The organism is Shewanella sp. FJAT-51649 (assembly GCF_019457435.1).
Classification (GTDB): domain Bacteria; phylum Pseudomonadota; class Gammaproteobacteria; order Enterobacterales; family Shewanellaceae; genus Shewanella; species Shewanella mangrovisoli.
Genome location: NZ_CP080411.1, coordinates 2,184,319 through 2,209,293 on the forward strand (window position 1 = coordinate 2,184,319; position 24,975 = coordinate 2,209,293).

19 protein-coding genes are annotated in these 24,975 nt (G+C 49.4%); 7 read left to right on the forward strand and 12 right to left on the reverse strand.

Annotation, left to right across the window (positions count from 1 at the left end):
• Positions 1-83 precede the first annotated feature (83 nt).
• Positions 84-2,063, forward strand: coding sequence for an ATP-dependent DNA helicase (locus tag K0H59_RS09830; protein WP_408733580.1), 1,980 nt, complete (start codon positions 84-86; stop codon positions 2,061-2,063).
• A 60-nt stretch (positions 2,064-2,123) separates the two neighbouring features.
• Complete coding sequence (locus K0H59_RS09835; protein ID WP_258405905.1) at positions 2,124-2,636, forward strand: rod shape-determining protein; 513 nt, start codon at positions 2,124-2,126, stop codon at positions 2,634-2,636.
• Positions 2,637-2,697: 61 nt separating this feature from the next.
• On the opposite strand, the gene K0H59_RS09840 is transcribed toward K0H59_RS09835, so the two are convergent.
• Both K0H59_RS09840 and K0H59_RS09845 read right to left on the reverse strand, forming a co-directional pair.
• Positions 2,698-4,659, reverse strand: coding sequence for a TonB-dependent receptor domain-containing protein (locus tag K0H59_RS09840; RefSeq protein ID WP_220055398.1), 1,962 nt, complete (start codon positions 4,657-4,659; stop codon positions 2,698-2,700).
• Positions 4,660-5,149: 490 nt separating this feature from the next.
• A complete protein-coding gene (locus K0H59_RS09845; protein ID WP_220055399.1) occupies positions 5,150-6,667 on the reverse strand; it encodes a methyl-accepting chemotaxis protein in 1,518 nt (505 codons plus the stop codon).
• 470 nt (positions 6,668-7,137) lie between these two features.
• Between K0H59_RS09845 and pheS the strand changes: the two genes are divergently transcribed.
• From pheS to lpxM, 4 genes are all read left to right on the forward strand, one after another.
• Entirely contained in the window at positions 7,138-8,121 is a 984-nt protein-coding gene (gene pheS, locus K0H59_RS09850) for a phenylalanine--tRNA ligase subunit alpha (protein WP_041413005.1), read from the forward strand.
• A gap of 14 nt (positions 8,122-8,135) precedes the next feature.
• Positions 8,136-10,523: a phenylalanine--tRNA ligase subunit beta gene (gene pheT, locus K0H59_RS09855; protein ID WP_220055400.1), complete on the forward strand. Its 2,388-nt coding sequence runs from the start codon at positions 8,136-8,138 to the stop codon at positions 10,521-10,523.
• Positions 10,524-10,526: 3 nt separating this feature from the next.
• Entirely contained in the window at positions 10,527-10,823 is a 297-nt protein-coding gene (gene ihfA / locus K0H59_RS09860) for an integration host factor subunit alpha (protein WP_011716870.1), read from the forward strand.
• A gap of 96 nt (positions 10,824-10,919) precedes the next feature.
• A complete protein-coding gene (gene lpxM / locus K0H59_RS09865) occupies positions 10,920-11,858 on the forward strand; it encodes a lauroyl-Kdo(2)-lipid IV(A) myristoyltransferase (RefSeq protein ID WP_220055401.1) in 939 nt (312 codons plus the stop codon).
• 131 nt (positions 11,859-11,989) lie between these two features.
• Here the strand turns inward: lpxM and hypA are convergent, their stop codons facing one another.
• The 7 genes from hypA to fdhD all read right to left on the reverse strand — a co-directional run bounded on the left by hypA (position 11,990) and on the right by fdhD (position 18,939).
• Positions 11,990-12,346: a hydrogenase/urease nickel incorporation protein HypA gene (hypA, locus tag K0H59_RS09870; RefSeq protein ID WP_220055402.1), complete on the reverse strand. Its 357-nt coding sequence runs from the start codon at positions 12,344-12,346 to the stop codon at positions 11,990-11,992.
• On the reverse strand, positions 12,346-13,365 hold the full coding sequence (gene hypE, locus K0H59_RS09875; protein WP_220055403.1) for a hydrogenase expression/formation protein HypE: 1,020 nt from the start codon (positions 13,363-13,365) through the stop codon (positions 12,346-12,348). Before hypE ends, hypA begins: the two co-directional genes overlap by 1 nt.
• Positions 13,358-14,497 (reverse strand): hydrogenase formation protein HypD, encoded by a 1,140-nt coding sequence (gene hypD, locus K0H59_RS09880; RefSeq protein WP_220055404.1) that lies wholly within the window; start codon positions 14,495-14,497, stop codon positions 13,358-13,360. Before hypD ends, hypE begins: the two co-directional genes overlap by 8 nt.
• Before the next feature lie 58 nt (positions 14,498-14,555).
• On the reverse strand, positions 14,556-14,801 hold the full coding sequence (locus K0H59_RS09885; RefSeq protein WP_011716875.1) for a HypC/HybG/HupF family hydrogenase formation chaperone: 246 nt from the start codon (positions 14,799-14,801) through the stop codon (positions 14,556-14,558).
• Positions 14,801-15,562, reverse strand: coding sequence for a hydrogenase nickel incorporation protein HypB (gene hypB / locus K0H59_RS09890; protein ID WP_220055405.1), 762 nt, complete (start codon positions 15,560-15,562; stop codon positions 14,801-14,803). Before hypB ends, K0H59_RS09885 begins: the two co-directional genes overlap by 1 nt.
• 211 nt (positions 15,563-15,773) lie before the next feature.
• Entirely contained in the window at positions 15,774-18,095 is a 2,322-nt protein-coding gene (locus K0H59_RS09895; RefSeq protein ID WP_220055406.1) for an FdhF/YdeP family oxidoreductase, read from the reverse strand.
• A complete protein-coding gene (gene fdhD / locus K0H59_RS09900; protein ID WP_220055407.1) occupies positions 18,079-18,939 on the reverse strand; it encodes a formate dehydrogenase accessory sulfurtransferase FdhD in 861 nt (286 codons plus the stop codon). The genes K0H59_RS09895 and fdhD overlap by 17 nt, the downstream gene beginning before the upstream one ends.
• A gap of 161 nt (positions 18,940-19,100) precedes the next feature.
• Between fdhD and K0H59_RS09905 the strand changes: the two genes are divergently transcribed.
• The gene (locus tag K0H59_RS09905; RefSeq protein ID WP_220055408.1) at positions 19,101-19,979 is read left to right on the forward strand and encodes a LysR family transcriptional regulator; all 879 of its coding nucleotides are present in this window, start codon (positions 19,101-19,103) and stop codon (positions 19,977-19,979) included.
• A 4-nt stretch (positions 19,980-19,983) separates the two neighbouring features.
• Here the strand turns inward: K0H59_RS09905 and hypF are convergent, their stop codons facing one another.
• The 3 genes from hypF to K0H59_RS09920 form a co-directional block, all read right to left on the reverse strand.
• Positions 19,984-22,491, reverse strand: coding sequence for a carbamoyltransferase HypF (gene hypF, locus K0H59_RS09910; protein WP_220055409.1), 2,508 nt, complete (start codon positions 22,489-22,491; stop codon positions 19,984-19,986).
• Positions 22,492-22,562: 71 nt separating this feature from the next.
• Entirely contained in the window at positions 22,563-24,413 is a 1,851-nt protein-coding gene (locus K0H59_RS09915) for a NiFe hydrogenase (protein WP_220055410.1), read from the reverse strand.
• Positions 24,394-24,972 carry a HyaD/HybD family hydrogenase maturation endopeptidase gene (locus K0H59_RS09920; RefSeq protein ID WP_011622590.1) on the reverse strand — a complete coding sequence of 193 codons (579 nt, stop codon included), beginning with the start codon at positions 24,970-24,972 and terminating at the stop codon, positions 24,394-24,396. The genes K0H59_RS09915 and K0H59_RS09920 overlap by 20 nt, the downstream gene beginning before the upstream one ends.
• Between the last annotated feature and the right edge of the window lie 3 nt (positions 24,973-24,975).

A 24,975-nucleotide genomic window follows, 5' to 3' on the forward strand; every position in this document is an offset into this window, starting at 1 on the left:
CCAGATTTAGCCATCTCTTAACCGTATTATTTAACCCTATTAAAGGACCTTGCTCGCCCTTGAATCACACCCGACGCCCAGCTATGCGGCAAGCCAAACTTCAGCAATCCAATCAGCAGTCGAGCGATGCTCAACGTCCGATGAGCCGATTGGCGAGTGAAGTGCTGCGCGCTTTTGCCAGCGATGGGGTGCTTGCCAAGCATATTCAAGGGTTTAGTGCGCGTCAGAGTCAGGTTGAAATGGCGCAAATCATCAGTGAAGCGATTGCCAGCAAGGGCAATGCACTGATCGAAGCGGGCACAGGAGTCGGTAAAACCTTCGCATATTTAATTCCGGCCATCTTAAGTGGCAAGCAAGTGATTGTGAGCACGGGGAGTAAAAACCTGCAGGAGCAATTGTTTTTAAAGGATTTACCAGCGTTGACATCTATGCTTGGGATAGCGCCCAAGCTCGCGCTATTGAAAGGTCGCAATAATTATTTATGTCAGCATCGGCTCGATAAGCAGATGCAGGAGGCCAGCCATATTGAGGCGCGATTATTGGATGATTTACTGAAAATCAACCAATGGGCGGGCATGAGTAAGGATGGTGATATCGGTGGCTTAACTTCTGTTGCCGAAAACTCTCCCACGCTTCCCTTAGTGGTCAGTACCAAAGAGACCTGTCTTGGGCAGCGCTGCGAATTTTATGATGCCTGTTTTACCCGCAAGGCCCGCAGCCGCGCCATGGACGCCAAAATCATCGTGGTGAATCATCACTTATTCTTTGCCGACAGCGTGTTAAAGGATACGGGTTTTGCCGAGCTATTACCCGATCCCGATGTCGTGATCTTCGATGAGGCGCATTTGTTGCCAGACATCTGCGTCAGTTACTTTGGGCAACAATCCTCGAGTCGCACTATCGATGACTATCTGCAAAAGTTATTGCAAATTTATCAAACTGAGCTCAGCGATACGGGCCAGATTGCTCAATTCTGTCAGCGTTGTTTAACCAAGTTAAGTGATTGGCATAATGCATTATTTTCGAGCGGCGAGTCGGACTGGCGGGTGCAACTTGGCAATAAATCCATCGCCTTAGCCTCTTGGGATTTATTGGCTGAATTAACCGCACTGCAAAAGCTGTTACTTGTGCATGTGGGGCGCAGTGAATTAATGGATGATATTGCGGTAAAGCTGGCTGAGTTAAACCATAAACTGAATCAATTTTTTAATTGTGATAACCCGCAGGCGGCGTACAGCGTTGAGTTTGGTAGCCGCTTTGTCATGCTACGGATGTCGCCCATCAATATTGCCCGCGAGTGTCAGCAGCTATTTGTGGCCAATACTAGCTGGATATTTACTTCGGCTACCTTGCAAGTGAACCGCAGCCTAGACCATTTTGCGCAGGAGCTTGGGATAAGCGATGCCAAGGCACATATTTTAGACAGTCCCTTTGATTATCCGCGTCAGGCCTTATTTTGTGTGCCGAGACAACTGGGGAATGTGGCGAATCAGCAGCAAGCACTTAAGCAGTTAGTCGATGTGTGTGTCAAAGCGATTGAGGCGGCGCAGGGGCGAACCTTTATTCTGTTTACCAGCCATAAAATGCTCGAGCAAACCGCGCTGGCATTACGCACTCGCACTCAATATCCGCTGTTGGTACAAGGGCAGGCGGGCAAGCAGAGCCTGCTGACCAAGTTTCGCCAACTGGGAAATGCGGTATTACTGGGGACAAGCAGTTTTTGGGAAGGGGTGGACGTTCGCGGTAAGTTATTAAGCTGCGTGATTATCGATAAGTTGCCCTTTGTCTCGCCCGATGAGCCGCTTTACCGTGCTCGCGCCGACAATATTAGCCGTCAGGGCGGCGATCCATTCACTCAAGTGTCATTACCTCAGGCGATTATTGCACTCAAACAAGGGGTTGGACGTTTGATCCGTGACGAAAAGGACTGCGGCGTACTTATTCTCTGTGATAATCGAATTGTGAATCGCGCCTACGGACAGGCCTTTTTAAATTCCCTGCCGCCGATGTCCCGCACCCGAGATTTAGACCAAGCCCTGCAATTTTTAAGGAAAATCCCTTAATACAATAATAAGTTGGAGCTAAAACGCTCTAACTATGTGTTTCTTTTCTGGAGTGTGGACGTGTTTACTTGGTTAAAAGGCTTAGTCTCTAAAGATGTATTGATTGAGTTAACGGAAGCTAAGATTGCGATAAAGTCTTTTGGTGATAAGACCTGTATTGAATATGAGCCTGTGCTCGCCCTCGTTGATGAGCCGACTCAGACGCGGATCAAGGTCATTGGTCGCGAGGCGATGGGTTTGCAGGGCGAGGGCATACGGCTGGTTAATCCTTTTTCCCATCCTCGGATGTTTGTCGCAAGCTTTGAACTCGCCGAAAAACTGCTCCAATATGGCATTTCGCAACTTCATACATCTGGATTTCGAGCGGCGCCTCGGGTGATTGTACACCAGTTAGAAAAGACTGAAGGCGGCCTTACCGATATTGAGGATAGGGTACTGCGTGAACTTGCCATGGGCGCTGGCGCAAGAGAAGTGGTAATTTACCTTGGCCCTAGACTCAATACTGACCTCGATACGTTTGATGAGATCAAGTGCCGCGTTGAAACACAGAGAGCCTATAAAAAATTAATCTAAACTTATTTTGCTGATATTCGAGGGGAAGCATGGCCTGCCGCGGCAGGCCATGATCTAAGGATTAGAAGCTTGCCGTTACCCCAGCATACACGCTGCGGCTCTTTTGAATGTAATCCAAATCGGTGGCAATTTGATCGCGCTCGGCATCCGTCAAGTTAGTCACCCCTAGTTTTACTCTAAACATAGGGTTGATTTGATAATTCACACCTAAATCAAGTGAACCATAACCATCTGATTTAACGTTGGTTCTCAGATATTGTTCACCCGTGTAGTGGTAAGCAATAAAGGTGGATAATCCCTCTAATGCCTGCCATTGCAGTTTCAGGTTGTAGCTATCTTCAGGCGTTAAAGTAAAAGGCGCGCCATTTTGTTTATCCTTGGCATCGGTTTTACTGTAGTTACCACTGATACTTAAACTGTCGGTTAAGTCGTACCATGCCTGTAATTCCCAACCAGTGATCTTAGCTTCGTTAACGTTTTGATAGGTGAGCACGGCGCCCGGGGTTCTGTCCCAGGTCTCGGTGATGATTTTGTTTTCTACATCATTATGGAAATAGGTGACGGAGCCGCCAAAATCTGCGGTTTGGTATTGGGTCGATAGCTCGTAGTTCACCGAGGTTTCGGGCTGTAAGTCGGGATTGCCCGCCACAGAGCAGGCACCACGACAGGCTGGGATAATATAATCGGCTTGGGACTGCGACATATTCGGTGCTTTAAAGGCTTTACCACCGCCACCTTTGATCACCCATTCTGAGCTGAGTGGATAAACCAGATAGAGGCGAGGACTAAACTCAGTGCCATACACATCGTGGTGATCGACACGGCCACCGAGGGTGAGACTCAGTTCGCCTAAACTGAACTCATCCTGCAGATACAGTGCCGACTGACTGTCGTCTAAGGTGCCATCGCCTAAAATATTGCGGCTGTTCTCAAGTTTGGTCCAACGGTATTCGGCGCCGCCCGTCAGCATATGTTCGCCGAGTAACACTGTGGTTTGGCCGTCGAGATTGTGGTTGGTTTGAGTGATATGGCCAATTTGCGCGATCAGCGCCGAATCATCGGTTACTTCGACATTTTCATAATAGTAACGCAGGCGAGTATCACCCCAGTCCCAACGGCCGTTATGGGTCAAACCTGAGCTAATGCGCTCCGCCTGTTGGTTGTTGGTCAGAATCGTGCCGTAGTTATTCCAGTCGGACTCACGCTCGTCATTGGCGTAACTAATATCAAATTGCATATCCTGCTGCTTATCGATTAACCATTGCAGATTGGCTAAGGCGCTGATCTCATCCCTGTCTTCGAGGGCATCGATCGTCGGCTTTAAATCTGAACGCCAGGCATCACGTTTATTGCTATCGACAATCAAGTTCGCCAGCAGTTTATCCTTAACGAGTGCGCCGCTAGTGTAGAAGTTGTATTTAGTGCTATCACCACCTTCACCACTGGTTGGCGTGTCGTATTGCACGCCAACACTGGTTTGCCAAGTTTCGGTCGGTTGGCGCAGGATAACGTTGACTACGCCACCTAAGGCTTCGGAGCCATAGAGGGATGACATGGGGCCGCGAACTAACTCAATGCGCTCGATAGCAGACATGGGGATAGATGACAGGTCGAAGTCATTGCCATAGTTGGAGGTCAGCGCCTCGCGGGAATTGACGCGGCGGCCATTGATCAAGATTAAGGTGTAGTCAGAATCCAGACCCCGAAGGCTGATTTCATTGCGGCCATAGGGCGTACCTTCACTGATATTCACTCCCTGTAAATAACGCACAGCACTGGCGAGATCATCAATCACTAAGGCTTCAAGCTCAGTGCGATTAATCACTGATACTGATGCTGGCGCCGATAGCTCAGAGTGTTTGGTTTGCGTCGCAGTGATCACCATACGTTCCATCTCGCCTGTGGCGCTATCGTCGGCGAGTGCCGTTGCCGATATAGCACTGAGGCCGAGGCTGATAGCTAAAGGGAGGACTTTACGGGAAAATCGCGTCAGACGAGGGGTAAAATCGGGTTGTGCAGGCATATCATTCTTCCTTGTAAAATTTTGGCGAATGATAATTATTCTTAAATGCATCAACAAGTCGCTATGCCACAGTTAAGTGTAAAGCCAGTGTAAATTTTATATTTACAACAAAGGGATACTGTTCTGTTACCGTAAAAATAAGTGTTTGCTTTGAGGTGAACTTAAATCCCGATGAGTGGTTGTATGCTGTCAATCATGCTTTGCAAGCAGGTTTGATAAATGCTGGTTGTTGGTGTTAACGCTTAATATTCATGCTTAGCGTGCGTCTAAGTTACGACGGTTTGAAATGAACCTCGTTAGATGAAGCTTAATAGAAGCTCAGTTAAAGCTCGGCAGTTTAAAGTGTTAACAGGCTAGTTAGTGCACGGAATGAGACAATAAGCAGAAATGCTGAGGGAAGGTCATAAATCTAGGGGAGGCCTATAGGAGCATATAGATGAAGGGATAAACGTTATCCCTTCATCTATTACTCGACACTCAATTTTCAGTATTAGACCTTAAGTCCAACCATTAACTGATCGAGTTGGCCAGCGGTGGCTTGTAATTCATCACAACCCGACACAGATTGGTTCGCCGATTGCTCGACATCGTGGGATTGATTGCGAATTTCCATCAGATTGGTGGCGATTTCGTTAGCCACGGCCGATTGTTCTTCGGCAGACGTTGCGATCAATACGCTCATTTCAAATACGCGGCTGCTATGGTGGGCAATCGACTCGAGATCCTTACCCGTTTGCAGCACATGTTGTTTGCCTTCACTCGCTTGGCTAACGGTGCGTGACATCACTTGCGTCAGGTTGCGGCTGCCCTGTTGCAATGACTCGATCATCGACTTGATTTCAACCGTTGCCGCCTGAGTGCGACCTGCAAGGGTTCTCACCTCATCGGCCACCACCGCAAAGCCACGGCCCTGTTCGCCCGCGCGCGCTGCTTCAATCGCGGCATTGAGGGCGAGTAGGTTAGTCTGCTGCGAAATGGCATTAATGGTTGAAACGACTTCATCGATTTTGCTGGCGTTTTCGTTGAGGATATTGACTGCATCCGAGGCGGCAGAAATCTCATCCGACAGCACATCAATCGCGCTTACCGTGGTTTCAATATCCTTAGAGCCCGCATTGACCTGCTGATTCGCCTCTTGGGTTTCGGCGGAGGATTGTTCGGCGTTGCGCGCCACTTCTTTAACCGCAGCGGTCATTTCTTCCATCGCCGTGGCTAAGGAATCGAGGTGCTGACGTTGATTGACCGCAAGGGCTTGTCCTTGCTGCGCCGTGCTTCTAAATGATGAAACCACTTCGCGGATTTTGCTGGTGGATTCAGCAATTTGCTTCACTAGGGTATGTTGGCGCTCGACCAAGGTGTCGATACTAATCGCTAAGATGCTGAACTCATCTTTCACTTCGAAGAAGTTTAATCGGCCAGTCAAATCCCCCGAGGCGGCGCGTTTGAGCGCCATCACTGTGGTATAGAGTGCACCGCCCACAAAGGTGGAGATGTAGTAGCTAAACAGGAAGAGCACGAATAACAGCACTGCCATCACGCCATAAACTAAGATGTTGTCATCGGCCAGTAAGGCATCAATCGCGCGATCGTCGACGGGAATGATAGTGACGAGGTTTTGAGCGTTAACCGAGCTTATCGCCCGATTAGGTGAACTGCTGGTATCGATACCGCCACCAGTGCGTGCAAGGGTTTGCGCGCGGCTGTCGGCCTCTGAAACCGTGACAATCCGAACATTCTGCAAGCCTTGGCTTAAAAGATTGGGGAGATTTTGCTGTTCTTGTTCGGGCAGTTTGTTATAGATCTGCGCCGCGAGTTGATTGATTTTCTGTGACGAGTCCTGAATGCCGTTCAAATGGCTTTCGAGCAGGGTATTCCTAAACTGAGTATTTAAAAATACCGCTAATCCCACAATCATAAACATGGGAACTAGGGCGAGAATTGCAAATTTGGTTTTTAAGGTCATGTGGATAAGATATTGATCTATCCAGCGAAATTTTACTTCTTTCATTAGCGCCTCGATAAATTGGGCTGTGACCAAATGAATATCGGTCGGTTTGCCATAGACTTTATGATTTTCTGTCTTGTAAGCAGTTGCTTGTATTATTGTTGTCCAATTGCAGTCTTTTTGAGTTTATTTGCTGCAATTTTGGCAAGGTACAAACGTAAGTTTACAGTTTAGCTACATATGTAGCTAGTGGTAGCAGATGATGAACCGTTTGCTGTAAAAATCAGCAATCGTGATTTGTTACTCTCCAACTCGCGGCATTTGTTGGGGTAACACATGAATTTGCATGATAAAAACCCCGAATAAACCCTAGTAATATGCCGCTCGCTCGCGTAAAATTTCTCTCCTTTTATTTCGTTATAGCTAGCAAAGCGTCTGGCATTAACGCCCGATAACCTGAGCACCCAAATAGCCTGAAAGTTTGGCGCCCATAGCACTTGTTTATCAAGCGCGACTATGCAGTGGAAGAGAAAATGCAGCAGTTAACTGAGATCGTAGAACAAGCCTTAGTCATTATTGACCAGGCCAGTGATCTAAAAGCACTGGATGATATCCGTGTCGATTACCTGGGTAAGAAGGGTAAGATCACCGACATGATGAAAATGATGGGCAGCTTAAGTCCTGAAGAAAAACCCGCTTTTGGTCAGGCGGTCAATGATGCGAAGCAGGCCATTCAACAGAAATTAACTGAGCGCATCGACGGCCTGAAAAGTGCCGAATTGGAAGCCAAGTTAATCGCCGAAAAGATTGATGTGACGCTACCAGGCCGCACTATCGACATCGGTGGCTTACACCCAGTAACGCGCACCATTGAACGTATCGAAACCTTTTTTGGGGAATTAGGGTTTACGGTAAAACAAGGGCCTGAAATCGAAGATGACTTCCATAACTTCGACGCCTTGAATATCTCTGAGCACCACCCAGCGCGTGCCGACCACGATACGTTTTACTTTAATCCTAAGCTGATGCTGCGTACCCAAACTTCGGGCGTGCAGATCCGTACTATGGAAACTGAAAAGCCGCCATTGCGGATTATTTCACCGGGTCGTGTGTATCGTAACGACTACGACCAAACTCACACGCCAATGTTCCACCAAGTGGAAGGTTTGCTGGTGGATGAAAACGTAAACTTCGCCGAATTAAAAGGCGTGTTGCATGACTTCCTGCGTAACTTCTTCGAGGAAGATTTACAGGTGCGTTTCCGTCCTTCTTATTTCCCATTCACTGAACCTTCAGCCGAAGTAGACGTGATGGGTAAAAACGGCAAATGGTTAGAAGTGTTAGGCTGCGGTATGGTGCACCCGAACGTGCTACGCAGCGTGGGCATCGATCCAGAAAAATACTCTGGTTTTGCTTTTGGTATGGGCGTTGAGCGTTTAACTATGCTGCGTTACGGCGTAAACGATCTACGTGCGTTTTTCGAAAACGACCTGCGTTTCCTGAAGCAATTTAAATAACGGAGCTGTATAGCATGAAATTTAGCGAATCTTGGCTTCGTGAGTGGGTCAATCCTGCCGTTAGCCGTGAAGCATTATCCCACCAGATCACTATGGCTGGCCTCGAAGTCGATGGCGTTGATGCCGTGGCTGCCGAGTTCAACGGCGTAGTGATTGGTGAAGTGGTCGAATGTGGCCAGCACCCAGATGCAGACAAACTGCGCGTGACTAAAGTCAGTGTCGGCAGTGGTGAACTTATCGATATCGTTTGCGGCGCACCTAACTGCCGCCAAGGTCTACGCGTTGCCGTTGCCATGGTAGGGGCGGTATTGCCAGGCGATTTTAAAATTAAAAAGGCTAAGCTGCGTGGTATGCCTTCAGAAGGCATGCTGTGTTCATACAGCGAGCTAGGCATCGACATCGACAGCGATGGCATTATCGAACTGCCATTAGATGCGCCATTAGGCACAGATTTACGTGAGTATCTCCAGCTTGATGATGCTGTGATTGAAGTGGATTTAACCGCTAACCGTGCCGACTGTTTAGGCATGGTGGGTCTGGCCCGTGAAGTCGGCGTGTTAAACCGTGCTGCTGTGACTGAGCCACAATGGCAAGCTGTTACGCCAACGATTGATGCCAAAGTGGCTATCAATGTGAAGGAAAGCGCAGCGTGCCCACGCTACTTAGGCCGTGTGGTAAAGAATGTGAACGTGAAAGCGGCTACGCCTCTATGGATGCAGGAAAAACTGCGCCGCAGCGGTATCCGTTCTATCGATCCTATCGTCGATATCACTAACTTCGTGTTAGTTGAATTCGGCCAACCTATGCACGCCTTCGACCTTGCCAAGCTGACTGGCGACATCCAAGTGCGTTTGGGGAATGGCGAAGAGAAAATCACTCTGCTCGATGGCAGCGAAGTGACCATTCCAAGCGACACCCTAGTGATTGCCGACGATGCCCGCCCATTAGCGCTTGCTGGCGTATTTGGTGGCGAATACTCGGGTGTGAGTGACACCACGCAAGACATTCTGCTCGAATGTGCCTTCTTCGCACCGTTAGCGATTATGGGTAAATCACGCCGTTTAGGTCTGCATACTGATTCTTCACACCGTTTCGAACGTGGTGTTGACCCTGAGATGCAGCACAAGGTTATGGACCGTGCGACTCGCTTAGTGCTGGATATTTGCGGCGGTGAAGCGGGTCCTGTGGTTGAAGCCAAATCTGATGCTGACTTACCAAAGCCTGCGCAAATCCTATTGCGTCGCAGCAAGTTAGATAAAATTCTGGGTCACCATGTTCCCGATAGCGACGTGGTTGAAATCCTCGAACGTTTAGGTTTCGGCGTCGTAGCAGGCGAGGGTAGCTGGCAGGTCACAACCGCCACTTACCGCTTCGATATGGCGATTGAAGAAGACTTAATCGAAGAAGTGGCCCGTATCTACGGCTACAACAACATTCCAAACGTTGCGCCTGTGGCGTCACTGCGGATGTCAGACCATAAAGAAACCGATTTAAGCCTCAAGCGCGTACGTTCGCTGTTAGTGGCCCGTGGTTTCCAAGAGGCTGTGACTTACAGTTTCGTCGATCCTAAGCTGCAAAATCTGGTTCACCCAGGTGAGCAAGCCATGGTGTTACCGAACCCGATTTCCAGCGAAATGTCGGCCATGCGTTTGTCGATGTTCACAGGATTATTGACTGCGGTTGGCTACAACCAAAGTCGTCAACAGGGTCGTGTGAGACTTTTTGAAACTGGCCTGCGCTTTGTTCCTGATATTAATGCAGAATCAGGTGTAAGACAGCAAGCTATGCTCGGTTGCGTCATAACTGGCCTCCAAAATGACGAACATTGGGCTATGGAATCGAAAACTGTTGATTTTTTCGACCTTAAAGGCGATTTAGAAGCAATTATCGGCTTGACAGTTTCCGCATCAGAATTTAGCTTTAGAGTAGCGACGCATTCTGCTCTTCATCCAGGGCAATGTGCTGAAATATTGAGAAATGATCGAGTGATCGGTCATATAGGTGCTATCCATCCTAGTTTGGAGAAGCCTTTTGGACTCAATGGTAAAACCATCGTTTTTGAGTTGGAATTGGATGCTTTATTGCATACCAGTTTACCGCTAGCCCAAGCTGTATCTAAGTTCCCGGCTAATCGTCGTGACATCGCAGTAGTCGTAGATGAAAGTGTATCTGCAGGCGATGTAATGAAATTGATAAGAAAAGTTGGCGAAAATCAGTTGGTTGGCATAAACTTGTTCGATGTATACTTAGGTAAAGGTGTTGAGCCCGGCAAGAAGAGCTTGGCGATAGCACTTACATTACAAGACACTACTCGTACACTTGAGGAAAAAGAGATCGCTGAGACAGTAGAATCAGTTGTTTCTGCCCTGAAGACCGAGTTCAACGCATCGTTGAGGGATTAAAGTATGGCACTTACCAAAGCCGAAATGGCAGAACATCTTTTTGAAACACTAGGCATTAACAAGCGTGTCGCTAAAGAGATGGTTGAGTCGTTCTTTGAAGAAATTCGAGGCGCACTTGAAAGTGGTGAGCAGGTCAAGTTATCTGGCTTTGGCAACTTTGACCTTAGGGATAAGAATCAAAGACCGGGAAGGAACCCAAAAACAGGCGAGGATATCCCGATTTCCGCTCGCCGTGTCGTGACCTTCCGTCCCGGCCAGAAACTGAAAACTCGCGTAGAAGCAGCTAACGCGGGCAAGTAATTTCTTAAAGTTTGATAGGAAAGCCACTCCATCGCGAGTGGCTTTCCTATTTTCTTCCTATGCGAATTCAGTCTTTAACTGTCTGAGGTGATTTCTTTGTCAAGACAGCCCAAACATTTTGACCGACGTTTTCAACTGGCCTTATTGCACCCTAAATATTGGGTCACTTGGTTGGCGATCGGCCTATTAGTCATTTTTGGGATCATGCCTGCCTGGCTGCGTGATCCTATCGCCAGAACCTTGGCCAAACTGGTGGCGCCAATTGCGAAAAAGCCAATAGGTATTGCCAGAGCGAACTTAAAGGCGTGTTTCCCTGAAAAATCCGCCGCAGAAATTGAAACTTTAATCGATGAGAACGTGCAGAACTTCGTCTTAGTGCTGTTATCTCAAGGTGAGCTGTTGGTACGCTCAAAGGCGCATTTACGCCGTCGTGTGAATCTCATGGGCTTTGAGCACGTACAAGCGGCGCAAGCGGAAGGACAGCCTGTAATATTTATCATGCCCCATGTGTGGCCCATCGATTATGCGGGACTGAGGTTAAACCTCGACTTGCCCATGGTGACTATGGCTAAGGCCCACAAAAACGCTTTATTCAACTGGTTTAATAATCGGGTACGTAGCAGTGGCGGTGGCCATGTTTATATGCGAGAGGCGGGGATCCGCGCCTTGTTGGCCGAATTGAAGCAGAACAATAGCTTTTTCTATTTGCCCGATGAGGATTTAGGCCCAGATCAAAGCGTGTTTACCCCGTTTCTAGGCACAGTTAAAGCGACATTACCCGTGGTTGGCCGCTTAGCTCAGGCGGGAAATGCCCAAGTGCTGCCGGTGAAAATTGGTTATAACCAAACTTCACGCCAGTTTGATTTAACCGTAATGCCCGCGATTGCCGCCGAAGATATGGTTGGTAAAGAAAACGAAGCGTTAGCTCTGAATAAAGCGGTTGAGCAAGTGATCCTCGCTTACCCTGAGCAGTATATGTGGTTTTTAAGATTGCTTAAGACCCGCCCAGAAGGGCAAGCTTCGATTTATCAATAGTGATTTATCTATAGCGACTTATTGATAGTGAAAGTGGCTGCTAGCAGACCAATAAAATGGGCTTTAAGTTGAATACTTAAAGCCCATTCTTTTATCAAGTGTGAATGCTTGAGTCAGAGGCTTATAGCCACTCAGCGCTCATCCTCTTGCTCCATTTCAAGTTGCATCAGCAGCATATCTTCGCCATCTAATACCCGCGTATGGTAGCTGTGACAAGCAGGGCAGACGATAGAGCGCTCAGCAAGCTCAGACTCTTGGTGGCAATCCAAACAGGCAATCACTAAGGGTTGCAGCGTCATCCGCAGCTCAGCATCACGGCAGATCCCATCGAGTTTAAAGGTTTCAAAGGCGGTCTCGAGCAAGGCGGGTTCGACCCCGCTCATCACACCGAGTTTGATATCGACGCGGGTGATTTTATTGGCTTGATTGGCCCTAGCATGTTGCTCGCATTGCTCAATCAAGGCGCTGACGATGGAATATTCGTGCATTAACAAATCCTTGGCAGCAGTTCACCCTGGGGCAGGTCTAAGTAACGTTTGGTATTCCACGGCGTTCTTAAGATCACTTTTCCTGGAAGTTCGTCGCTGACGGTACCGATAATGGCCGCCTGCTCGCAATGACCAAAGCGCTGCATGATTTCTAAGGCGCCAAGGGCGATATCGTTAGGGACTGCCAAGATAAAGGTACCTTCATTGGCTAAATCCATCGCCTCAAAGCCATAGAGCTCGCACAAGCCTTTGACTTCATCGCAAACCGGAATACTGGCTTCGTTGACGGTAATCCCGACATTGGCAGCCGCTGCCCACTCGTTTAACACGGCAGACAGCCCACCACGGGTTGCATCACGCATCGCATGAATGGGAATATTTGCCGCAATAAGCTGCTCAACCACAGGCCAAAGGGTGGCACAATCGCTTTGCAAAGCCGATTCAAGAGTTAAGCCTTCGCGCGCCATCAGAATCGCAGCGCCATGGCAGCCCACATCGCGGGAGACAATGATTGCATCCCCCGGCGCGACATTCGCCGCTGAGATATTCGGACGTAAAATCCGTCCAACGCCGGAGGTATTGATAAACAAGCCATCGGCGCAGCCCTTAGGTACGACCTTGGTATCGCCACAGACGATTCTGGCGCCGCTCTGTTTAAGCTCCTTCGCCATGCTGCGTACAATAGTGGTTAACTGATTGAGCGAAAAGCCTTCTTCGATGATTACACTGCAACTTAAATACTGTGGCTCGGCGCCCATCATGGCAAGATCATTCACAGTACCGGCGATCGCCAACTTGCCAATATCTCCGCCAGCAAAAAACAGCGGTGATACGGTAAAGGAATCTGTGGTAAAGGCGGTGGCGCCTTGCAAATCAAGCTTGGCCGCGTCTTCTTCGCTGCGCAGGATGGGGTTATCGAACTCGGTAAAAAACAGTTCACGAATAAGTTTATTCATCTCTTTGCCGCCACCACCGTGGCTGAGTTGAATCGCTTTATCTTTGGGTTGGAAATCAGCCATGGTGTGGCTCCTTGCTATCTATGCCTTGATAGCGGTAATACGCATTACACGCGCCTTCGGAGCTAACCATACAGCTACCGAGAGGGGTTTCGGGATTGCAGCCGCGGCCAAAGACTTTACAGTCTTTAGGTTTGGCGAGCCCGCGAAGAATATCGCCGCATTGGCAAGCCTTATGATCGTCAATCTCTTTGACGGGTAATCTGTCCTTAAAGTACTTCTCGGCGTCCCTGTGGGCGTATTCGGGTCTTAACTCAAGCGCCGAGTTGGGAATGGGCCCAAGCCCGCGCCAACGAAATTGCGGCCGAGTCTGGAAAAATTGATTAACCTTGGCCTGAGCGGCAAGATTACCTTCCTCGGACACGGCGCGGCTGTATTGGATATCTAATAGCGCCGTTCCCGCCACCTTTTGCCGCACGATGCGCAGGATGGACTCCATCACATCAACGGGTTCGAACCCTGAAACCACCACAGGCGTACCGTATTGCTCGACCACGGGGCGATAGATTTTGGCGCCACTGATCACGCTGACGTGCGCTGGACCAATGAAGGCGTTTACCCTGGCCTTAGGGTCTTGCATCACAGCATCAATCGCGGGTGGCACTAAGACGTGGTTGATATGAAACAACAAATTCGCCAGCTTTTCCTGCTCGGCCAACTGTAGCAGTACGGCGGTCATGGGGGTCGAGGTTTCAAAGCCAATGGCGAAAAACACCACGATTTTATCGGGATTGTCGCGGGCGATTTTTAGCGTATCTAAAGGGTCATAGATAGGGCGAATATCACAGCCCTTGGCCCTGAAACTGGCAAGTGAGCCCTGGGATCCTGGCACGCGGATCATATCCCCTAGGGTTACTAAAATCACATTCTCTTGCTGGGCGAGCACTGCGGCTTGGTCAATTCGCTCCTTGGGCATCACGCACACAGGGCAGCCGGGACCGTGGATAAATTCAATATTTTCCGGCAATAAATCCAGTAAGCCGTATTTCATGATGGTGTGGGTATGGCCGCCACAGACCTCCATGATATTGATAGGCTCTTTAAGTGTGCGGGCGCATTTGGCGATGTCCTCCGCAAACGAGGCTATGGTATCGGGGTCGCGAAAGCCTTGATAAAGTTGTTTTAGGTCAAGCATCTTCAGTCCTTGCGCAGTTTTGGCTGTTATTTTTTATCACTTTTACTGCGGTGATTACTTAATGCGTGGTCTCATTTTCAAGTTTTGAGACTATCTCTTTATATAATTCAAGGCTTTGCAGTGCATCATTGCGATCAATTTTATTCATCACAAAACCGATATGGATAAGCACATAGTCACCAATGGCTAACGGCTCAGTCATCAAATGACTGCTCACATCGCGCCTGACGCCTAAGGTATCGACAGTGACCGATTGACGCTCGTTATCCACGGCCACCACTTGGGAAGGAATAGATAGGCACATTATTGTGACTCTCCCGCAGCGTGGTGAAGGTTGTCGTTCAGCCATGCAACGACGGCACGCATGGCATTGCCATCCTTAATGGAGACTTCCAGAATCTGTGTGTCGGGGTTGAGCTTTTTAAGTTGGGCTTTCGCCTCATCGACACTGAAATCGAAGTAGGGCAAGAGGTCACATTTGGTGATGAGCACCAGATCGGCGCGGCGGAACATAACGGGATATTTCTCAATCTTATCATCGCCTTCTGGAACCGAGAGCAGCACGATATTTTTATGGGTGCCGACATCGTAGCTAGCGGGGCAGACGAGGTTTCCCACGTTTTCGACAAAGCAAATATCTAAGCCTTCGAGTGGCAAGTGATGTAAAGCGCCGTGCACCATGAATGCGTCGAGGTGGCAGGCGCTGCCGGTTTGAATTTGATGGGCCTGAATGCCTTTGGCGATTAAGCGGTCGGCATCGCGGGAGGTCTCTAAATCCCCTTCAATTACGGCGTAGTTGAGGGCGGTGTACTCTTTTAAGTGTTCAAGCAAGGTGGTTTTGCCACTGCCTGGGCTACTCATTAAATTGAAGGCAGAGATATTGTGCGCCTCAAAATGCGCACGGTTATGGGCCGCTTCGACATCGTTTTTATCGAGAATTTTGTGGATCACCGACAAGGTTTTTTTATCGTTAAGCTGAGGATTGGTGTGCAATTCCTGATGGTGATGCAGGTGGCCGTGTTCATGTGAATGGCGGGGTAAGGAGCAGCCGCAGTCTTTACACATCTTATATTTCTCCTTGTCCTAGGCCGAGCACCTCTTTGGGCGGCATTTGCCTGACAATATGCTGATGCTATCGAATAGGGTTAATTTGATTACGCTAATGTTAAGTGTGATACAAATCGGCTGCGGATTCTTTGATGTTCGTCAGGTTTATTTGGATAAACAAAGGCCAAAGAACATTTCTTTGGCCTGTGTGATGAAGCGCTTGAGTGACTTACAGTTGGGCGATGCTGATTTTGTTGCTGTTTGCGGGCGTTAAGATAACGGGAACCGATTTTGAGGTTGGGGTGTAGGAGCCTATGCCGACACTGTCGATGGCGACTAAGGGATTAGTCTCGGGGTAATAGGCAGCGATATTGCCCTTAGGGATTTCGTAATAAATCACCATAAAGTCATACACTTTTCGCAATTTGCCATCGTTAGTGAGCGATTGGATATCGACTAACTGGCCGTCGCTAAAGCCCTGCGCCTTGGCATCATCACTGTTCATGAATAGCACATTACGCTTGCCCTTAATGCCGCGGTATCTGTCATCCATGCCGTAGATGGTAGTGTTGTATTGATCGTGTGAGCGCAGACTCTGCAGCAGCAACACTGGCAGCGTACTGGTCAGGGCCTGACTCGAACAATCGGCGAGGATGGAGTCGGGTAAAGCACAGGCGTTAAATTCAGCCTTGTGGCTTTGGGTATGCCAGTCGAGCCGCGCTGCATTATTGGTTAAATGGAATCCCGCAGGGACGTTAATTTTTTGATTGTAATCTTCAAAACCTGCAATGGTTTGCTCAATCAAATCGCGGATCAGGTTGTAATCATCCCTTAGGGCTAACCAGTCAATTGACTTGGTATTAGGTGTACTCACTGATGGTGGTTTCGCAGCTAATGTGGCGTGCGCCATGCGCGCCACAATATCGATTTCCGACAGGCATAATGGCGATACCGCATCGTTCATCCCTGTCGAGGCGTGCACCATGCTAAAGGTATCTTCTACAGTGATTTTTTGAATGCCGAGTTTTTGCTTATCGAGTTCAGTGCGCCCAAGGCAAGGTAAGATCAGCGCATCTTTGCCGACCTGTAAGTGACTGCGATTGAGCTTAGTGCTGATTTGCACATTTAACTGCGTTTTTCCCATGGCGTTATAGGTAAAGGCGCTGTCGGGCGCCGCGGCAGCTAGGTTGCCGCCAAGACAAATTAGCACTTTGCTTTGTTCACTATCTAAGGCCTTTAGGGCTTCAACCACGTTATGACCTGCGGCGCGGGGTAATTGGCAGCCCAAATAATGCTCTAAACGGTCAATAAACTCGGCTTTAGGTTTTTCGTTGATTCCCATAGTGCGGTTACCCTGCACATTGCTGTGACCGCGCACCGGGCAAAGCCCTGCGCCAGCTTTACCAATTTGGCCGCAGAGCAGATGCAAGTTAATGATTTCGCGTATGGTATCGACCGAATGTTTATGCTGAGTGATGCCCATAGCCCAGCAGCTAATCACCGTTTTACTTTGGCTAAAGACAGTGGCGGCTTGAATAATATCTGCCTTGGCTAAGCCTGATTGGGCTTCAATCTGTTGCCAGTCGGTGTGACGGACACTCTGCTCATAATCTGCGAAAAACGCGGTATGGGTGGCGATAAACTCCCGGTCGATACACTTTGAGTTCGACTCAAGAATATGCTTTGCCATGCCGCGAATGGCCGCCATATCGCCGCCCAGCAGTGGCGTGAGGTATTGATGGCTAATGGTTGTGGCTGCGGGGGTTAATAACTCCGTTGGGCTTTGCGGGCTGGCGAATCGCTCCAGCGCCACTTCCTTTAAGTTATTGAAGGTGACAATTTTACAACCCAGTTTGGCCGCTTTACGTAGGGCATTCATCATCCGTGGATGGTTGGTGCCGGGATTTTGCCCGAAGACAAAAATTGCCTCGGCCGCATCGAAATCGCTTAATACGACAGTACCTTTACCGACACCAATGGCTTGGTTGAGTGCTACGCCGCTGGCCTCGTGGCACATATTCGAGCAATCGGGGAAGTTATTGGTGCCGTATAGTCGGCCAAACAGTTGATAGAGGTAGGACGCCTCGTTACTGGCGCGGCCCGAGGTGTAAAACTCCACTTGATTGGGGTCGCTAAGGCCATTAAGCGTATCAGCAATCAGCTGAAAGGCATCATCCCAGCGGATGGGTTCATAGTGATCGGTTGCGGCGTTATAACGCATAGGTTCGGCCAAGCGGCCCTGATATTCGAGCCAATAGTCGGTCTGCTTGGCTAACTGACGCACCGAATACTGGGCGAAAAAGTCGCGATCGACAATCTTGCCCGTCGATTCCCACGCCACGGCCTTGGCGCCATTTTCGCAAAACTGAAAGGCGCCTGCCTTGTTATCGCCCCAGGCACAACCTGGGCAATCAAAGCCATCGGTTTGGTTCACCCTGAGCAGGTTTTTGATATTTTGCTGGGTCTTTTGGCTGCGCAGCACATGCTTTAAGGTCGATTGCAGTGAGGGGAAGCCGCCGGCTTTGGTCGGTTTTTCAATATGAACAGGCATAAAATTCTCCGCTATTGCATTGGAATGCAAGGCTTTCATCAAATATGGAGTAGTGGATTGGCGGATCAAACTTAGGAATATGGACAAGGTTAAGCTGATATTTCAGCGCAAGTTTCACCGCGAGCTGGCTGGGTGACGCGAGACTAATCAAATGGTTGGCACCATAACGCACCGCTTTTTGGATCAACTCGCTGCTGCAGCGACTGGTCATCAGCAGCGCCTTGGCGCTGCGCTTTTGCCGCAGTAGCGCGCCAATTAGCTTATCTAACGCATTGTGCCGACCGATATCTTCACGGCACTCAAGGATATTGCCAGCCTCATCCAAGGCAAAAGCCGCATGGATAGCGCCGCTGCGCTGCGCCTTAAGCTGATGTGTATGTATTTGCTGTTTGAGGCTGTCGACATGCTCAAGCACTAAGGGAGCGCAGGCGGGTAATGGCGGTAAATCTGGTAGGGCATGACCTAGGGCTTCCACACCGCAGATCCCGCAGCCTGTCGCGCCGACGAGCCGTCTTTTACGTTGTTTAAGGGCGATTAAGCAGCGATTAGCTAAGGTGACATCGAGCATTACGCCGTCTTGGACGGGAGTGATATCAATCTCATGCACATCTTGGTCTTGGCTGATAATGCCTTCGGCGAATAAGAAGCCAATCACAAAGTCCTCAAAGTGATCGGGCGTTATCATCATGACCGCATAGCTAATGCCATTGAGGTTGATGGCGGCAGCGACCTCTTCAACCAGATGCGAGTAGCGGGCACTAGCATGTTGTGCCGTGTTTGGGCTGTATTGAGATTCAGGGCAGAGCCTTGGATCATTCGCCGAATCGAGTGGGTGAGTTAGCACGCATTTCAACCTTAAATTGGATGTTGATCACATTCTAGAGAGGGCTTACGCGCTAGGCCAATCAAACTATTTTATGGATTGATAGAAGATTTCTATTAAACTATGGATACCAATAGGGTTTGATTTTTCAGATTTGTCTAAAACACTATATCGAAAGCACTATGAATATTCGCCACCTGCATTACTTCCAACAACTCGCGCAATTACAGCATTTTGCCAAAGCGGCGAACGCCTGCCATGTGACGCAACCGACGCTCTCAGCGGGGATCAGCGCCCTTGAAAAAAGCCTTGGCACTGAGCTAGTGGTGCGGGGCAGCCAGTTTGTGGCGCTCACGGATGCGGGACAGATCATGCTGCAATACGCCGAGAGAATGTTGCAGGAACAGGCGGCGTTAAAGCAGGAATTGAGCCTGTTTCGCGGCCAGCTCACTGGCTCGTTACGGATTGGTATAGTGCCGCAATCGAGCATCGACATCATGCCGCTGATTAAGCTGTTTAATCAGGCTTATCCCAATATCAGCATCAAGTTATCTGTGATGACCAATGGGCAATTGATTGAAAGCCTGAGCCTGCATAAAACCGATATCGGCCTTGGATTTGATGAACAGCTAACCGAGGCTAATCGACGCAGCTTTGTGTTTTATCCGCAGCGGGCCAATCAAATGGCGCTGTTGTCCTGTGATTCGGTTGATGACAGTGCAAGCAAGTGCTTGTCTTTAGCGGACATAGGCACGCGTCCCTTAGTGCTGCTGAGTCAAAATATGCAGTTTAGAAAATACATAGATAATGCAATGGCACAGGCGGGGATCGATTTTAATCTGGTGCTGGAAACCGACTCGTTGTTTCACTTAATCGGCGCGGTAAAACATGGCTTAGGCAGTGCTATCGTCAGCCGCGGTATTGCCGAGTCAGTATCGCAACTCTTTGGGATCCCGTATCAGCTTTTAGACGGTGTCAGTTCAGGGCAAACGGTATTTATGACCCGTAAGCACAGCATTACGCCCGCAATGAAAGCCTTTATGCGTCAGCTTGAGTCTTAAACCATCACTGGTTATTGCTCACGTCTTGATGAATACCATACCAAAGCTGCCCGAGGGCGATACCGCCATCGTTGACGGGAATATGTTTGTTAGGCAGCACGGTATTGCCCTGTAGGTGCAGTTTACTGAGGCAATATTCGAGCAAATATTGATTTTGAAACACTCCGCCGCACAGCACCATGGGCAGGGCTGGATAGCGCGCGGCATAACCACATATGGCATCTCCTAAACTATGCAAAAAGGCGCGGGCGATCTGCTCTTGCCGATGATTCGTGAGCGGCGCTTCGGTAATCAGCGTGATTATCTGTTTAAAGAGTTGGCTGCTGCGCCAGATATGCGGTTCGTGTGCCGAGCTGTCACTGGGCATATCCGAGATTTCCAAGGGCAAGTCGAGCATCAGCGTGGGCAATTGCTGCGTATCGGCCCGTCTTGCCGCTGCTTCAATTAACATGCCCGCTTGACCTTCAAATTGGGTGGTGTCGATAAAGCCTAGGGCGCAGGCGAGGGCATCGAACAAGCGCCCCACCGAGGAGCTGTTAATCCCATGGCCGTTTTGCCAGATCCGATGCAGATTGCTTAAGGTTAGTGGCGTCAGGCTTTTTAGGATGGGCAAATCTAAGGCTTGTACCGCCGCTAAACTCATTTGTTCAAATAGCAAAGCTAGCAGTAATCGTACAGGGTGCTTAATTGCCTGTTCTCCACCAAGCAAGGGAATGGCCTCGAAATGGGCAAGCCGCTCGGCACCGTTAAGGGTGGTGAGTAAGACTTCGCCGCCCCAGAGGCTGCCATCGTTCCCAAGTCCTGTACCATCGAAACTAAAGCCTAACACTGCATCCTGATATTGATTGATGGCCATTACGCTTAATACATGGGCGTGGTGATGCTGCACACTTAAGGTTTGGATTGAACGAGAGTCTCCACCCAGCGTATCAAGGCTTTGCTGTTGCTGCGCCTCTGCCCAGCGCGATGGCGCATAGTCTGGGTGCTTATCGTGAACAATCAGCTCGGGGCTGAAATGATACAGGCGGGCGAAGGTCGCCAAAGTGCGCTCGAAGTACTGCTCGGCGCTCACACTAAAAAGATCGCCAATATGTGGGCTTAAAAACACATTCGAGCCAAAACCTAAAGCAATGGCATTTTTTTGTTGGGCGCCCACGGCAAGTATGGGGTGACTGAGCGGCTTGGGTAACGGAAAACTTAAGGGCGCATATCCCCGCGCTAAACGCAGCACTTGCACTTGTGACGCACAGCCATTTGGTGGTTGGATAAGTTGCACCACGCTGTCATCACATCCATTGAGGATTGGCCGATTGTGATCGACGATGGCATCCACCACATGGCCTAGTTGACTGATAAGCTCATCGCAATGGGTGATAATCGGTTCGCCCGACAGATTCGCACTGGTCGCAACTAAGGGAGCATTAAATAGCCCGAGTAGCAAATGATGCAGGGGAGTGTAGGGTAAAAAGATCCCGAGTTTGGGGATGTTAGGCGCAATCTCAGGGCTTAGATCGTGCTTATGCTGTGCTTGCATCAGTACAATGGGCCGCTCCTGCGAGCTTAAGGTTTGCCACTCTGCCTGTGTGCCCGTTACATAGCGTTTTGCCATTTCGATAGTTGGCATCATCACCGCCAGCGGCTTAGCCTTGCGTTGTTTACGTTCTCTTAATTGACTGACTGCCTGAGTGTTTCTTGCATCACAGACTAAATGGAAGCCGCCAAGGCCTTTAATCGCCAGAATTTGCCCTTGGGCAAGCTTTTCGGCCGCAGCCGACAATACCGCAAGGCTGTTATCTTGCGAAACAGACAAGGAGTGAGGTGCGAGTAACTCGCCCTGAGGCGATTTTAAACTCAATTGAGGGCCACACTTAGGGCAACTCACAGGCTGGGCGTGGTATCTGCGATTTAGCGGATCTTGATAGGCTTTGGCGCAGTCGGGACACATGGCGAAATCCGCCATGGCCGTATGATGGCGATCGTAGGGCAAGGCATTGATAATAGTGTATCTTGGGCCGCAGTTGGTGCAATTTGTAAAGGCATAGCCATAGTGGCGGTCCTGTGGATTATGCATATCGCCTAAGCAATCCTGACAGGTACTCTTGTCGGCCGATACGGCAACCAGCGCTGCTAAGTTATGCTCACCAGAGCTATTACTTTGGCCATCACTTTCGATAATACCGAAGCTGATCTCTTCAAGATTTAGGGCTAACTGGCTATGGATAATCTGATCGATACGCGCCAGTGGCGGTGGATTGGTGGTTAACTCGCGCACAAAGCAATCCAACTGTGCGGCGCTGCCTTGCAGCTCAATCATCACGCCCTTGGCATTGTTCAACACTGTGCCGGTTAACTTAAGCTCACTCGCCCAGCGGTAAACAAAGGGGCGAAAGCCCACGCCTTGGACTATGCCCGTGATATGCAGTTGGCGGCGCTCGAGTCGCTCGGTTTGATTGGCGGGTGAGGTGGCTTTTTTCAATCTCGGTCTTCTTCGCTTATCTGGCGGCATCTGCATGGAAGATAAAACATTTTATCCTCCATGCGTTAGCGCTATCTGAATTTAAGGCTAGTGATGAGCGGGTGTTGTTAAAGGCTATTTAACTGCCGCTGCTTCACATAGAGCGCGCCTACGGCTAAGTTGTCGCCCTCTAGCTCGAGGCTGCGATTAAGCAATAGCGGGAAGTTTTTTCCGAGTCGCAAGCTAATACGCTTGCAGAGGGTTTCGTTGGCTAACTCATTGCCCGCTAAGGCAATGTTGTGTACACCGATATTTAAATCAATGTGTTCCAGCCAATTGGCGAGGTAGTCGGCGAGGGAGTCTTGCATTGCAAAAGCCAGCTGACTCGGATCGCTGTGCCCAGCCACCCGAAAACTCAGTAGAGTGCCGAGGGTTTTACACCAATTCAGGCTGCGGTGCGCTTCGCCCTTGGTGAGGGGATAGTCGATGCGCGGCGCATTGGCACCTTGGTGACGCATGGCCGCGGCGAGCAGGGCATCGCTCAAATAGGCTGGCGACTGGGTTTCTTCCTGCGGATTTAATCCAATCAATACCGCGGCAATCGCCCACAGACTCTGAAGATTATCGCGTCTGCCATGCAGTTTTAGGCTCAGCAGCTTTAAGTAATCATCAGGAAACTGGCTTTTAAATTTTTGCGCGACGGCTTTTTGTGGACTGCTGTCGAGGCAATGGAAAATCTCATAACCATTATCGGGCAGTTCGGGCAGGGCGAAAAACAGCGAGGTTTCACCTTTATTATCACAGGTGACGATTTGGCTAGGATGCGCGTGGCTTAAGTAAATCACCGCTGCATTTTTGGCTTGCTTGTGGGTGGTAAACTTGCCATTGAGTAAGGTCGCAAACAGCGCCGCATCTGCAATAGTATGATCTTCCTCATCGCCCTGATATTCAGCCGTATTGTCTGTAGAAGCTAGCGCTTGAACGCTGAGTAAACCTTGGTGTGAACGGGTTTTCTTATTGGCTTGCCACTTCGCTTTAAAACCTAAAAAACGAATCTCTTCCCGTAAGGGCTCTGGCGCATGGAAGTGTTTTTCCGCTTGGGGCTGCGCGCTGCCTAATGTTGGGCTAGAAAGCTGTGCCCAGGCACCTTCCACCCATGCTAGTTGTGGTCTATGGTGCTGCCCTTGCAGATAAACCCAATCGATGCCTTTTTGCCTTAATATTTCGGCAAGTACCAGTATCACACGGCTATAACCAAAGCAGATATCGTATAGAGGCGCTGACAGTTTTTCGTGCGCTTGGGTGGGTCTTGCGCAAATCAGCGGTTTTTCGATACTGGATAGGGCGATGACTTGATGATCTTTCAGACAAAAATGTGCGTTGAGGGTATTGGGATTACAAATTAGTAGCTGCGGTCTTGCCGATGTTGGATTGGCAAAAGGCGCTAAGCTTAATTGCACGCTTTCGCTGGTTAAATCAAGCGTTCCTTGGCTGATAAGTTGCGCGGTCATGGCCTTAAGATCGGAAAGTGTGAGCGCCTTTTGCTCGCTGGTTAAGCACATCTCACCGTGGCAGCAGGGGCAAGTTAAATCGAGCTGACCAAATTGCGCCGCCTGATTATCACCAAAGCGGGGGTAACACTGCTGGCAAAAGGCTGCGACGGATTTATCCGCTTGCGTCACTTCCGTAGGCATAACCTCCAATAATGTCCGCTGGCCTTGTGGCTCATCGACCACTTTAATGCCTGAATCGACGAGCCAAACGGAAATTAAAAAGTCGGCAGCGATAGCATCGGCGAGCTGCTCAAGTTGTGTTTGCTCGCCCTGCGCCTCAATAAAATAGATCTGTGGGCCAAAGTCATTTTGGCTGTCGCAGCCGATGCTGATATTGAGCGCATCGTAATTTAGGTATTGATTACATAAATGCGCATACAAAGGCACCTGCCGTGAGCAGGTAAACTCAAATCTGATGTGTTTCATCTTCTATATTTTCACCAGTAGTGACGCCACGTTTGTAAGAATTGGGGATCAGCGAATCGATACTATGCTCGGCAATGCGTGTCGCGGTGAACCCGAGGGAGGCTAAGTGGGTTAACAGGGTTTGTTCCATCAGAGGGACGGCGGCGGCAACCTTAGTGGTCAGTCCCAGTGTCATAGGTTCTAACACGGTTGGGGTGACGCCCAGTACAAAGGTTTTAGGTCTGTCGCCCACCATTTCCATCATATTGAGGGTTTGTAGCATTTCGACTTCATGGGCGCTGCCTTGCCAGTCGATTTCCTGTGGTGCCTTATCAAAATCGAAGAAATACACTTCGCCAGCCTCGACGCCGTTGGCATTGACGGTATCGACAACGATCAAATAATCGTATTGGCAAATAATTGGAATGAGTCCCTGGGCCAAGGTGCCGCCATCGAGCATCTCTAGCTGGTGGGACTCGTGTGTGAACTGATAATTCTCAGCGATGTAATTGACAAAATGTACGCCGATGCCTTCATCGGCGTACAGGACATTGCCAATACCCAGTAGCAATATCTTCATTGG